The sequence below is a fragment of the Candidatus Cloacimonadaceae bacterium genome (assembly GCA_030693415.1).
Taxonomy (GTDB): Bacteria; Cloacimonadota; Cloacimonadia; order Cloacimonadales; family Cloacimonadaceae; genus JAUYAR01.
The window spans coordinates 1-13,756 of sequence record JAUYAR010000161.1 but is presented as its reverse complement, the minus strand read 5'-3'; the positions used below and the strand labels follow the sequence as shown (position 1 = coordinate 13,756).

13 protein-coding genes are annotated in these 13,756 nt (G+C 50.0%); all 13 read left to right on the top strand.

Annotated features, from left to right (window positions below; all coding sequences use genetic code 11):
* The first annotated feature begins 1,078 nt into the window (after positions 1-1,078).
* Positions 1,079-2,293 (top strand): PAS domain-containing sensor histidine kinase, encoded by a 1,215-nt coding sequence (locus tag Q8M98_10350; protein MDP3115154.1) that lies wholly within the window; start codon positions 1,079-1,081, stop codon positions 2,291-2,293.
* 252 nt (positions 2,294-2,545) lie between these two features.
* A complete protein-coding gene (locus Q8M98_10345; protein ID MDP3115153.1) occupies positions 2,546-3,646 on the top strand; it encodes a sodium ion-translocating decarboxylase subunit beta in 1,101 nt (366 codons plus the stop codon).
* A gap of 11 nt (positions 3,647-3,657) precedes the next feature.
* Positions 3,658-4,056, top strand: a complete 399-nt coding sequence (locus Q8M98_10340) for a cytidine deaminase (protein ID MDP3115152.1) — start codon at positions 3,658-3,660, stop codon at positions 4,054-4,056.
* Positions 4,053-4,964, top strand: coding sequence for a radical SAM protein (locus Q8M98_10335; protein MDP3115151.1), 912 nt, complete (start codon positions 4,053-4,055; stop codon positions 4,962-4,964). Before Q8M98_10340 ends, Q8M98_10335 begins: the two co-directional genes overlap by 4 nt.
* A gap of 4 nt (positions 4,965-4,968) precedes the next feature.
* Positions 4,969-6,087 carry an N-acetylmuramoyl-L-alanine amidase gene (locus Q8M98_10330; GenBank protein ID MDP3115150.1) on the top strand — a complete coding sequence of 373 codons (1,119 nt, stop codon included), beginning with the start codon at positions 4,969-4,971 and terminating at the stop codon, positions 6,085-6,087.
* A gap of 10 nt (positions 6,088-6,097) precedes the next feature.
* Entirely contained in the window at positions 6,098-6,922 is an 825-nt protein-coding gene (locus Q8M98_10325; protein MDP3115149.1) for an ATP-binding protein, read from the top strand.
* Between the two features lie 13 nt (positions 6,923-6,935).
* Positions 6,936-8,207 (top strand): DUF512 domain-containing protein, encoded by a 1,272-nt coding sequence (locus tag Q8M98_10320; GenBank protein ID MDP3115148.1) that lies wholly within the window; start codon positions 6,936-6,938, stop codon positions 8,205-8,207.
* A gap of 66 nt (positions 8,208-8,273) precedes the next feature.
* A complete protein-coding gene (locus tag Q8M98_10315) occupies positions 8,274-9,203 on the top strand; it encodes a phosphate/phosphite/phosphonate ABC transporter substrate-binding protein (GenBank protein ID MDP3115147.1) in 930 nt (309 codons plus the stop codon).
* Positions 9,204-9,944 (top strand): phosphonate ABC transporter ATP-binding protein, encoded by a 741-nt coding sequence (gene phnC, locus Q8M98_10310; GenBank protein ID MDP3115146.1) that lies wholly within the window; start codon positions 9,204-9,206, stop codon positions 9,942-9,944.
* 197 nt (positions 9,945-10,141) lie between these two features.
* Positions 10,142-10,408 (top strand): hypothetical protein, encoded by a 267-nt coding sequence (locus Q8M98_10305; GenBank protein MDP3115145.1) that lies wholly within the window; start codon positions 10,142-10,144, stop codon positions 10,406-10,408.
* 93 nt (positions 10,409-10,501) lie between these two features.
* Positions 10,502-12,814 (top strand): FlgD immunoglobulin-like domain containing protein, encoded by a 2,313-nt coding sequence (locus tag Q8M98_10300; protein MDP3115144.1) that lies wholly within the window; start codon positions 10,502-10,504, stop codon positions 12,812-12,814.
* Between the two features lie 576 nt (positions 12,815-13,390).
* The gene (locus Q8M98_10295; protein MDP3115143.1) at positions 13,391-13,534 is read left to right on the top strand and encodes a hypothetical protein; all 144 of its coding nucleotides are present in this window, start codon (positions 13,391-13,393) and stop codon (positions 13,532-13,534) included.
* Positions 13,535-13,597: 63 nt separating this feature from the next.
* Positions 13,598-13,756 (top strand): glycoside hydrolase family protein (locus Q8M98_10290; GenBank protein ID MDP3115142.1); only part of this gene is annotated, 159 nt, incomplete at its 3' end.

Below are 13,756 nucleotides of genomic sequence, written 5' to 3'. Positions count from 1 at the left end.
CCCACCTCACGGTGACGCAGTTACCTTCGGCTACAGAGTTTTAACGGTGCTCTGAACAGGACTTTCACCTGTCTGATATGTATCGCTCACAGGCGCACGAATTACCGACGTCCCCGTCGGTTCATTTCCGCAGGATCGGTTTACAGATTTGCAGATGGTTTATAGATTTGTAGCTAGCTTACAGACTTGCAGATGGTATACGAAATTGGCAGATGTGTCATGTTCATCGCTACTGTCGCCGACGGGGACGTCGGCGTTCCATGAGGTGGCGTTTCATGAGATTATGGATGCCGAACGCCCCACCCCATTGGGATGCCGAACTCCGATTCGGCTATGGTTTGATAAGTTGTGGGGAATCGGAATTCCCCACCCCAAGCTGGACATGACGCTATTATATTCTGGTGAAATGAAAGAGTTTATCAAAGTAAGTACCCACACCATAAAATAAGCCCCAATAGGGGCGACTGATTTCATCACATATCATATAGTTAGCACAATGTCGCCCCTTTGGGGACTTGTGGTTTGCTTGGCGTGTGCTAAGGGTGTTTCGCATTCCCTCCATTCCGTGCTATCATGTGTCGCCCCTGATGGGGCTCACCTACTCACCTTTTCACCCATTCACTCGTTCACCTGTTCACCGACAAACTCTCTCATCTCTCTGCTCTTGCTCAGCTTTCACTCTGCTTTCCTCTGTGTTTATCTCATATCTCATCCATTCTTTCACTTCCGCAGCATCGGCATGCTGCGCTACAGGACACCTTCCCCGAGAGCATTACGGAGTCAATACGGACTTAGTCCGTAATGACTCCGTATTGATACCGTAATGCTAAGGGGGCGGTTTTATTAAATTCAAGAAACGGATTTTTAGGAAGAAGAATGGGATTATGTTCGGTATGTCAAGCTCCGGCTTGGTGAAGTTTTGGATTAGAATGGATTAGAAAGTGTAATTGTGGCACGGCAAAAAGTAAAGAATTTTTTCCGGTGCAGCTATGGATTTTGTGCATCCGGCAAGACGGAATTGCAAATGTAGGAAAAAATCTAATTGACAGCTTTTGCCGTATTTATTTTCCTGCAAATCATGACTGAAAGCGAAAAGAACAACAGGCTTGACGATTTTACCAAAGACGGCGTGGAGTCATTTAACACGCTGATTCCGGAGCTGATGAGCAACCTTTTGTGCAACCTTCCGGGAATCGCCTACCGATGTCGGAACGATTCCAAATGGACGATGCTCTTTCTCTCCGAAGGGTGTGGTGCGCTCACTGGATATCAACCCTTGGAAATACTTTACAACAGCGAACTCTCATACGAAGATCTGATCCTGCAAGAAGATCGCATCCTCGTGAGGGAATCGGTCAATCTCAGCGTTGAAAACCGGATTCAGTTCATGATGGAATATCGCATCCGCTGCAAAGATGGAGCGATAAAATGGGTCTTGGAAAAAGGCAACGCGATCTATGACGCCAATCGCAATCCCGTCTATCTGGACGGATTCATCACCGATATCACGAATATGAAACTGCTTGAGACGCAGCTTCGGGACAAGGCTGCGGAGCTTTCCGAGCTGAACATGATGAAGGATAAATTCTTTTCCATCATCGTGCATGACCTGCAAAATCCCGTTTACGCGATCATCTCGCTGGGGGATTTTATTCATCAGAACTACAGCAAGTTCAGCCCCTGTGAGATGGAGGATTTTATCCGGCAGATCAGCGGTTCCGCCAAAAATATGTATTTGCTTTTGGAAAACCTGTTGGATTGGACGCGTGCCCAAAACGGACAAGTCAAAGTGCAGACATCGCTGTTCAACCTTTCCCAGAATATCCGGGATTGCATTGACGATAACGAAGTCCATGCCCTGCAAAAAGAGATCGTTTTTGAAATCGACATCGATCCTGAGATCCGTCTCTATAGCGATCAACGCCTGATGACCACCGTGCTGAGAAACCTGATCTCCAATGCCGTGAAATACTCCCAACCCGGCGGAAAGGTGGTCATTCGCGCCGAAAGAATTATGGGCGAACTGATCATTAGCGTGCAAGATTATGGCATCGGCATCCCCCGCGTTGAGATACCCGGCATCTTTCGCATCGATAGTAGCTACCGGCGTCCGGGAACGAAGCAAGAGCCAGGAACGGGGTTGGGGCTCATACTCGTGGAGGATTTTGTCAAACGTCTCGGCGGAGAGCTCAATCTGCAAAGCCGCATCAACCGCGGCAGCACTTTCAGCGTCGTTTTCAAGGGTCAGGAAAGCGATTTGGGCATTACAGACCAAGAGTATGGCTTATATTGAGGAAGATTTTACCATAACCATATAAATACCAGGTTAATCTATTCGAGTGATGGACAGTTAGGACGGTCGAGGCGACTGTCGTTACGCTGAGATGGAACATACGTGGGCTCCATTTAACGAGCAAGGCAGATAATGCAACATCGGTTTCAGAACGTATGAAAAGGCTTGAGAGCCCTCCCGCACATAAAAGCATTGACATAAGTGGCACGGTGATAGTTTTGGGTTCTCAGTGTAAGTAATGGAGTAAATTAGATGGAAATGTTAACCCAGGGCTTGTTTGCCTTCACCTGGAGCCAGGGAGTGATGCTCATCGTCGGCATGGTTTTGATCTGGCTGGCGATCAGCCGGAAATATGAACCGGCGTTGCTTTTACCGATTGGTTTTGGCACGATATTGGCTAATATCCCATTGTCCACTGCGGTCGGCAGCACAGGTCCGTTGACCGTGCTCTTTGAAGCGGGGATCAGGACGGAACTCTTTCCGCTGCTGATATTTATCGCCATTGGCGCGATGATCGATTTTTCCCCGCTTTTAAAAAATCCCTCCATGCTGCTTTTTGGAGCGGCGGCGCAATTAGGCATTTTCGTAGCTGTGATCGCCGCTGTGATGCTCGGTTTTCCATTGAGGGAAGCAGGCGCGATCGGAATCATCGGCGCGGCGGATGGGCCTACTTCCATCTACGTTGCCAATCGCTTTGCCCCCAATCTCTTGGGACCGATATCCGTGGCGGCATATTCCTACATGGCGTTGGTGCCGATCATCCAACCGCCGGTGATCCGTCTGTTGACTACGCCGAAAGAGCGTAAGATCCACATGGATTATCACTCCGGAGACGTGCCCAAGATCGTCAAGATCATCTTTCCGATCGCCATCACGATAATCGCGGGGATCGTCGTTCCCACCTCTGTGTCGTTGATCGGCTTTCTCATGTTTGGCAACCTCATCCGCGAATCTGGCGTGCTGGAAAGCCTCTCCAAATCAGCCCAAAACGAGCTGGGGAACATCGTCACCATCCTTTTGGGCATCACCATCGCCTCCACCATGCAAGGCGACACTTTCCTGCGCCCACAAACGCTTTTCATCCTGCTGCTGGGCTTGGTCGCTTTCATCTTTGATACGGCAGGAGGAGTGCTCTTTGCCAAGCTTTTCAACCTCTTTCGTAAGATTAAGATCAACCCGATGATCGGCGCCTGCGGGATCTCCGCTTTTCCGATGTCCGCCCGCGTCATCCATCAAATGGGACAGAAAGAAGATCCCTTCAATTTTCTGCTCATGCCAGCCGTGAGCGTCAACGTCGGCGGACAAATCGGTTCCGTCATCGCCGGTGGACTCATCCTGGCACTATTATCGTAAAGGGGGAATTGATGCTTGAGCTAAGTGCAACATTGACAGAACTTTTGGAACGCGCCAAACATGCCGCGAGCCATTCCTATTCGCCCTATTCGGGATACAAGGTCGGCTCCGCGGTTTTAACCGTGGATGGACAAATATTTGAAGCCTGCAATGTGGAAAACGCGTCCTATTCACTATCCCTTTGTGCCGAACGCAACGCAATCTTCAAAGCAGTAAGCGCCGGCAAGCGGGATTTTGAAGCCATCGCCATCTACGTGGACGCGGATGAACCATTTCCACCCTGTGGCGCCTGCCGGCAGGTGATGGCGGAATTCAATCCTTCCATCACTGTCGTCTATGCCAATCGCTCCCAAACTGTCAAAACCGATCTTGCCCAGCTTCTGCCGGGAGCTTTCTGTTTGAAAAAATGAACGAACCGCGCCACCTTGAACTGAACTCCTGCACGATCTGTCCCCAGGATTGCAAAGCGGATCGGTATCAAACAGCCGGTTTTTGCGGCGCCAACCATGAAATCAAGATCAACATCGCCATGCTGCATCACGGCGAAGAACCGGTGATCAGCGGAACCCGCGGCAGCGGCACAATCTTTTTTTCCCACTGCAATCTCAAATGCGTATTTTGCCAGAACCACACGATCAGCCAGCGCGGCTGGGGACATAAAGTGAGCGTGCATGAGCTTGCCGGACACATGCTTACGCTTCAGGAACAAGGCGCTCACAACGTCAACCTCGTCTCACCGACGCAGTATGGCATCCAGATCGTTGATGCCATCGGGGAAGCGAAATCACGCGGGCTAAACATCCCCATTGTGTGGAACAGCAACGCCTACGAAAAGCCCCAGACTCTGAAGCTGCTCAAAGGCTTGATAGACATCTATCTTCCGGACTTTAAATATGCCCACGCCGCCTATGCCAAAAAATACTCCGGCGCTGCCGATTATCCCCGCTATGCTCTTTCCGCCATCAAAGAAATGTTCGATCAGGCGGGAAAATTGCATATTAACGAAATCGGCATCGCCACGCGCGGTGTCCTCGTCCGGCATCTGGTATTGCCCAAGGGGTTATCCGGAACGCGCGAAATACTGAACCTGCTGCATGACGAATTTGGCAGCGGCATCTCGCTGAGCCTGATGGCGCAATATTATCCCGCGGGAAAAGCGATGGAATATCCGGAGCTTTCCAAAGGGATCAGCAAGATGGAATATGATGCTGCACTTGAGACTGTCCAGGTACTCGGTTTTGACCGGGTTTTTGTGCAGGAAATATCCTGTGATGCTGGGTGGACACCCGTTTTTGAAGATTATGAACAAAAGGTATGATATATTGAAAAGATGCAACCTGATCATCCTGATACTATTGCTCGCGAGCGCTTGGAGCCTGCATGCTGATATCAGGATCTACCTCAGAGATGTGAAGAAGACTCAGAGCCTTCCCACTACCGTCATTGACGGCAGGGACTATGTTTGCCTGCAGGATCTGAGCGCTATTTTTCATTCGATCACCCGTGAGGAACGCAGCGACCACCGCGTCCATCTACACATCTACGGAGAGCAATTTATCTTCCTCACCGGCTCCTCCTACTACCGTTTCCAAAACGACAGCTACAACATGCACTTTCCCTTGGTGCGCCGCGAATCCAGATTCCATCTCCCGGCAGTATTTCTCACCGAACATCTCCCGCGCCATTTTAGTAAAGACGTGGAGTATAAAGCCAATCTGCTCCACGTCAAACCTCCGAAGGATCATTGTGTGAAAGTGATCGTACTTGATCCGGGGCACGGAGGCAAGGATCCCGGTGCCGTCGGAAAAGGCAAAACCCGTGAAAAGGACATCAACCTCGCCGTCTCTCTCAAGCTCAAACAACTGCTGGAAAAAGAACTGGGTTTGAAAGTGCTGATGACCCGCGACGATGACCGTTTTATCACACTTGCCGGAAGAACCAAATTTGCCAATGACAACCGAGCCGATCTTTTCGTCTCGGTGCATTCCAACGCCTCTAACAACCGCGCTGCCAGAGGCTTGGAAACCTTTTACCTCTCCACTGCGCTGACCTCGGACGCCCGAGCGGTGGAAGCCCTTGAAAACGCAGTCGTGGAAGAATACGAAGGCAGGGGAGCAAGCCAGAAATACGACGACCTCGCCTTCATTCTCAGTGACCTGAGCCAGACCGAACACCTGGAAAACAGCAACAACCTTGCCATCCAGGTGCAGCAAAACATGGTCGCCGGCACCAAGGGAGGCGATCGTGGGGTCAAACAGGCAAATTTCTACGTCCTCAAAGGCGCTTTCATGCCCGCAGTCCTGATCGAACTGGGCTTTATCAGCAATCCCGACGAAGAAAAACTACTCGCCAACGACCAATATCAAGAACGCCTGGCGCGCACTATCTTTGAAGGAATCAAGCGCTTCAAATACCGCTTTGACCGCATCCGCAACGCCTGACAGGGACATCATGGATAAAGATAAAGACTTTTGCCGCCCCGAGCCGGAAACCACACTCTTTGCCCACGAAGAATATGGCGAAGCCTTCGAACATGTTCTCAAACTGCTCAAAGAAACCAAGGAATCCAACCTGCGCGCCAATCAGGCAAAGAGCGCTTTTCTGGCAAACATCAGCCACGAGATCCGCACCCCGATGAACGCCATTATGGGTTTTGCCCAAATGCTCAAACAAAGTGGGCTGAACGACACCCAGAAAGACCACGTGGAGGTCATTCTCGATTGCGGAGCCAAGCTTTTGTGCTTCATCAACGACTTGTTGGAGCTCTCTAATTTGGAGCTCGGCAAGGTCGAGATCAATTCCCTGCCCTGCGACCCGGTGAAACTGCTCAGCCAGGTCTGGGATGAGCATTTACCCCGCATAAAGACCAAAAAGCTGAAGGGGGAACTCATTCTTCCTCAAGACCTTCCACAGATACTGCTCGACCGGCGCATGTTCCGGCGCGTGCTGAACAGCATCCTCGAAAACGCCGTCAAATTCACTGAATCCGGCTTCATAAGCATGAATTGCAGCGTCTTCGAAGATACCGATCAATGCGTCAAATTGCTCGTCAGCATATCCGACACGGGTATCGGTATCGCTGAGGAAAGCGTGCACGGCATCTTCAATCTATTTGAACAGGCGGACAATAGTATCACCCGCCACTATGGCGGTCTTGGCATGGGCTTGGGACTCAGCCAGCGCATCGTTAAATTCATGGGCGGCAGGATCACAGTGGTAAGCGAACCTGAAAAAGGCTCCTGTTTCCACGTCTGTATCCCGGTCTCCAAAGCCTGATGAAGCACCCCCAATGCCTCTGATCATCCAAAACGTACTCAAAAGCAGCCTTTCAGCCGTTTATGGCTTGAAGGCGGGAGACACTCTGCTGCGGATCAACGGCATGCAAATAGAGGACTTCTTCGATCTGGAATACTATGCCTCGGATTATGAGCTCGATGTCGAATATTTTGACACAGAGGGAAATACGGCATTCGTCAAGATATTGCGCCAAAACAACCGTCCGCTGGGCATCGAACCGGAACCCTACAAACACAACCATTGCCAAAACAACTGCATCTTTTGTTTCATCGATCAGATGCCTCCAAACATGCGCGGCACACTCTATAACAAGGACGATGACTATCTGTTTTCCTTCGTTTTTGGCAATTATATCACACTCACCAATCTGGAACCAGGCGAGATCAAGCGCATCATCGAACAACACATCAGTCCCCTTTACATCTCTGTGCACACAACCGATAACGAACTGCGCCGCAGCATGATGCGCTACCGGAAAGAGTTTGATCTGATGAAGCTGCTCAAGAATCTCTCCAAACGCGGCATCAGTTTTCACACCCAGATCGTGCTATTGCCGGGAATCAACGATGGAATACATCTGGAAAAAAGCCTCAGAGATCTGATTGCAAAAGGGCTGAACACTCTTTCCATCGGCATCGTTCCAGTGGGTTTGACCGATCATCGGCATCGACTGACACCCTTGCGATGTTTCGATGCGGAATTGGCGTCTTATACTCTCGATCTCATTGAGAGACTGCGCCTTGAACTCAAGACCGATCTCATCTATGCCGCGGACGAATTTTACCTGCTCGCCAAGCGCGAGATTCCCGAAAAAGAGTATTATGGCGATTATCCTCAACTCGAAAACGGCATCGGTATGATCAGCCTGACGATGCAAAACTTCAAACGCAAAAAAAGTGCCTTCGTGCGTGAACTGCAAAAGAAAAACGCCCGCTATCTGATGCTGGCTTCGATCTCCGCTTTCCCTTATGTGCAAAGGATCGCGGATCGCGTCAATGCCCGTTTTCCAGAGCCGGTGATTCGCTGCAAAGCGATCTCCAATCTTACCTTCGGTAAGCACATCAGCGTGAGCGGATTGATCACCGCATCCGATATCAGCTCCCAACAGGACGCTACTGAAGATGAAGTTATCCTCCTCTCCTCCAATATGTTTAACGCCGAGGGACACACTCTTGACGGAATCCATCAGATCGAACTTAAGACCGTCCTTGAGCGCGAGCTGCTCATCATCGATCAGTTCTTTGAGGATTGGGATTGGATTTAGATTTCATTTGACTATTTTTCCATTACGCCAAAACTGGGCTTTTATCATTAGCCCAAGGAGATGACCATGCGCATAAAGCTTACGATATTATCGATGATTCTGCTGTTCGCGCTTGCCGCTTGCATGAGCGAAAGCACCCGCATCGGGCGGGCAAACCGTAATCTTGGCACCAAAAAGAACCCGATCAAGATGTATTTCGTTCCTTCGCTCGAAGCTGGAAAAGTAGTCGCCAGCGGAGAAGCCATCGCGCGCCACCTGGAAAGGGAAACCGGCTATCATTTCAAGGTCGCAGTCCCCACCAGTTATGCAGCCGTGATCGAAGCTCTGGGAAGTTTTCAGGCGGATATAGCCTGGCTGCCAACCTACGCCTATGTGCTCGCCAAAGATAAATATGATGCCGAAGTAAGATTCATGACGGTCCGCAACGAACTGACCAAATACCGCGGTCAATTCCTCGCCCGTTCCGATTCTCCGGTCAAAAGCATCGAAGACATTTCCGGCAGGATCATCGCCTACACCGATGCCGCCTCCGCCTCCGGATACATCTATCCCTCCGCGATCCTCAAACAGAAGGGCATCGTTGCCAAGGACATCACTTTTGCCGGTGGTCATCCTCAGGCGATCCTTTCTCTATATAGCGGCAGGGCAGACGTAGCCTGCACATACTGGTCTCCGGCAGACGCCAGCGGCAGACCCAAGGACGCTCGCGAAAAGCTGCTGGATACCTATCCAGATATCCTTGAAAAGATCAGCATCATCGGTTTTACGGACTGGATCCCAAACGACACGGTCACCTTCAGAAAAAGCATCCCCGCGGAGATTGCAGACAAACTCAGCAAGGCGCTCTATGCATTTGCCGCCAGCGATGAAGGCAAGCAAACCCTGAAAACCTTGTATGACATCGACGGGCTCGAATATGCCACGGATGCTGATTATGACATCGTTCGCACTACGCTCAAAATCCTGGAATTGGACCCTTCCGAACTGCTGAAATAGATGAACCAACTCCAAGTCATCGATCTCAAAAAGACTTACGATAACAAACTCTTCGCCGTGGACGGCATTTCCTTCGAGGTGCAAAAAGGCGATTTTGTGATTCTGCTCGGGCTTTCCGGAAGTGGGAAATCCACTCTGTTGCGTTGCATCAACCGCTTGATCGAACCCACCGCGGGAGACATCCTCTTTGAAGGGCAATCAATACGGGAGCTTTCCAATCACAACCTGAGACGCTACCGACGCAACATCGCCATGGTTTTTCAACAATTTAACCTCGTCAAAAATATATCTGTGCTTACTAACGTGCTCACCGGTCGCCTCGGCTATCATCATCTGATGTCGCCATTTACGAAATCCGACCTCGAAATGGCGCGGGAAAACATGAAGCGCGTCGGTTTGCAGGATTTTTCCCACAAACAGGTCAAACACCTCTCCGGCGGTCAACAGCAAAGGGTGGGTATCGCACGCGCATTGATGCAAAATCCCAGCATCATCCTCGCCGACGAACCGGTCGCCAGCCTCGATCCCGCCACTGCGGATTCCATCATGCAATACCTTGGCGAGATCAATCGCGAGGGCATCAGCATCATCTGCAGCCTGCATTTTCTTTCCCTCGCCCGCCGCTATGGCAACCGCGTCATCGCTCTCAAAGACGGTAAAATCAAGTTTTCCGGTAACCCCCACGAGATCGACAACGCCCGTTTCAAACAGATCTACGGAGAAGACGCGCAAGAGATATGAGCATATAGTTCTTATATATTGTAATTCCTATTGAGCAACTGCAATTCTTCTTGCTTTGCTCATCAAAAGAGTTATAGTATTAGAGGATGTTCGCAATAGCCCACTCGAAACCGGGTGTGGGTGAGTAGGGTGCCTGAGTAATATAAAAATATGGGATGACTGCCTCTGGGGAGCATTTCAGAATTTCGGGAGAAATAATGATAAAGATAAAATTGATTTTAGCCATAGCGAGTATGATGATTGTGGGAGTCGTACACGCGCTGTTTAGCGGTGGCTCAGGCACCAGCGTTGATCCATACCAAATAGCCAATGCCAATGATTTGAACAACGTCCGCGGCAGTTATTTGAATAAGTATTTTATTCAGACGGCAGATATTGACTTAAGCTCCTATGGTATAGATTATGACGGTGGAAAGGGATGGGTGCCCATTGGCACAGAAAGCGATCCCTTCCGGGGTGTGTAAAACGGAAACGGCAAAGTAATCACTAATTTATACATCAATCGCGGAGCCCAACCCATCGACAATAGTCTCTATCCGTCGAGCGGACAGGATCATGTGGGTCTGTTTGGTTATGTTTCAAACGGAACTCCAACCATAGCCTCCACTTTCGACGTCATGATCAAAAACCTTGGATTGCTCAATCCAAACGTAACCGGCAGAAGAGCGACCGGAACTCTTGTCGGACATGTGATTCTGCCTCATACACTTCCGGCAAGATCCTATACCGTAATAATCGAAAGGTGCTATGCCGAACCAAGCGGCGGAACTGCGCAAGTGCGCGGTTTGGGAAGTGTCGGTGGTCTGGTCGGCGCCAATAACAGCAATGCCAAACAACGCGTCCCGATCATCCGTTTCAGCTATGCCAAAGTGACAGTATCCGCTACGCATCCCAATAACGTTGCTCGCAACCCAAACGACCCAACCGGTACGCCTGGAATCAATAATCCATACAACATCAAATACGGAGGTTTAGTGGGCTGCAACCAAAATGGCGTCACGCAGGACAGCTTTGCCCGTGGCAACGTTTCCGGAGGCGACCGCGTCGGCGGTGTTGCGGGATGCACGATTGGCGGTGCGATATTTCGCAGCTATTCCACCGGAACGGTTACCCGGGGGATCGCCCCCGGCAATTGGGAAGGCGGGATCGGCGGACTGGTGGGATTGACCAGCGGGTCTCTTCCTCCCGGACTTGGCGGAACGGTTTCGACCGGAAGCTGTGAAAATTGTTTCTGGGATACACAAACATCCGGTATTTCCACATCCGCAGGCGGAACGGGCAAAACAACTGTCCAGATGAAGACCCAATCCACCTTTACCAACTGGGATTATATCTATGTTTGGGACATCGATGTCGGTATCAATGACGGCTATCCCTATCTGCGCGGCACAGCCAACGCGGATTTCCATTATCGCACCTTACAAAGCGGAAACTGGAATGCAATTTCCACATGGCAGTATTCCGTGAACAACAGTACATGGAACAATGCAGTGGCCGCTCCGGACGCCGCGAACTCCATATCAATCACGATTCGCAATTCCCATATAGTCTCAGTGACTGTGTCGGTCATCATCGACCAAACGACCATTGACAGCGGCGGCAAAGTAATCGTTAATAACGCTCAGACATTTAGCGTCACCAATGGTGCGGGGACAGACCTTCAGGTAAACGGAATCCTCGAAGTGACTGGTATTCTGTTGCCGGAGATCAGCAGCAGCACTGCGTTTGGCAACACCTCAAAATTGATCTACAACGGCAGCGTGGCACAAAGCACCGGAACCTATTTTACGTTCCCCGTCCACAATCTTGATATAGCCAACCCAGCAGGGGTCACCTTCACCAACAATATCCAGGTCAACAACGTCCTCAGTGTTCTTTCGGGATTCTACAGCGGTAGCACTGGCACGGATGGATACTATTCTCCCAATGTCAATTACATCAGGATCGATACCAGCGGAGCGCTCATCAATTCCTTCAATCTGGCGATGAGTACACCCTCCCTAATGCCAAACTTTGTCAACCGTCAGTGGGTAATCACAGGCACATATAGCGGCAACAAACAGATCACATTTTACTGGACGAATGTCGATGACGGCAATTTCCCATGGAGCGCATCAGTCGAACCTGCTGTTAATAAAGGCGGCACCAAGTATCCGGGCACCTATGATGTCTCCGGTAGCACCCGTAGTATTGTTATTGTAGTTCCTTCCACCCTGACCAAGGGAACCTGGACGATCGGCAGAAGCGACGAACAAACCCTTCCGGTGCAGCTTTCCAGCTTTACAGCAATGATCAACGGCAGTAACAACGTCTTGTTACAATGGGTCACTCAGACGGAATCCAATCTGGTCGGCTACCGTATTTACCGGCATGTCAATATTGATCTGACGGACGCTTTGATGCTGAATACTTTTGTTCATGCCACCAACACTTCCCAAATGCAGGTGTACGCCTATAGGGACGTTGAAGTGTATGAACCGGCAACCTACTATTACTGGTTGGAAAGCCTGGAGCTTGACGGTGGCAACGAATTCTTTGGGCCGATCAGCATTCTCGTCAGTCCCCAGAACACCGGCGCTCCGTCCATCCCTCTGCAAAACGGCATCGTCTCGATGTATCCGAATCCGTTCAACCCTGCCTTGACCGTAGATTATGCCCTCCGCCAAGACGCCGAAATCAAGCTCGCCATCTATAACAGCCGTGGACAATTGGTCAAAACCATCCATCGCGGAGCTCTCCCCAAAGGCTCTCACAGAGCAGGCTGGGATGGCAAAGACGATCGTGGGAAGCAATCCTCAAGCGGAATATATTTCGTCCGTTTGGTGATCGGCAGCGAAAGCTTCACCGGCAAGTTGATTCTCTCCCAATAGTATCTGATATTCTGAATAGAAAAGCGAGCCCGGACTTCCGTGCCGGGCTCGCTTTTTTATATATTCGGAATAGCGGTCAAGATCGCAGGATATCGCAACAGTGCCCCGTAAAACTACATACTCCATACCTTTTGCCGGAGGCGAAGGGGACATTCCAGAAAGGTATCAGGCGATTCAAGCAGATCAAGCTTGCCGTACTATCCGGCAATAAACCCAATGGAGTTAAGCGACAAAAACAAAAGTGAAAACAGACACCATTATTTTTTTGACATAGATGGTGCCATTGTTACTCCAATTAAAAGTCAAGTTAACATACGAACACGAAATTACATCAATACAAATCAAAACAAAGATAAATCCAACTCTATTATATACATAATTACATGCTAAATCTACTTATTTGTCATAATACATATAAAATAATCGTCGGTCAGAAAAAAGCAAACTCAATTTTCAAGAGCTCGTTTTTCTGTCTCATCCTTGCTCATCCTGATTTGTCAGCATACAGGCTAGTGCTTTCCTGGCTCCAGATCAATTATCACATCTGGAACAAGGAGATAGCATGACCGAAGCGTTATGAACCGAATCAAAGCCCAGTTAGTCAGACATGAAGGTCTGCGGCTGAAGCCTTACCGCTGTACTGCAGGTAAGCTGACCATCGGTATAGGACGCAATCTCGATGATTGTGGTATCTCCCAGACCGAAGCCGAGGTGCTCTGAGAGAATGACATCCAGAACTGCGAGAAACACCCTTTGGATGAGATTCCGGAGATATACAATAGGTTGGATGAAGTCCGCAAGTCGGTGCTGCTGAACATGTGTTTCAACTTGGGTATTGGTGGTCTTATGGGCTTCAACAACACCCTGGCTTTTATAGCTGCCGGAGACTGGGAACGGGCTGCCAATGGTATGCTTGCTTCCATGTGGGCAAAGCAGGTCGGT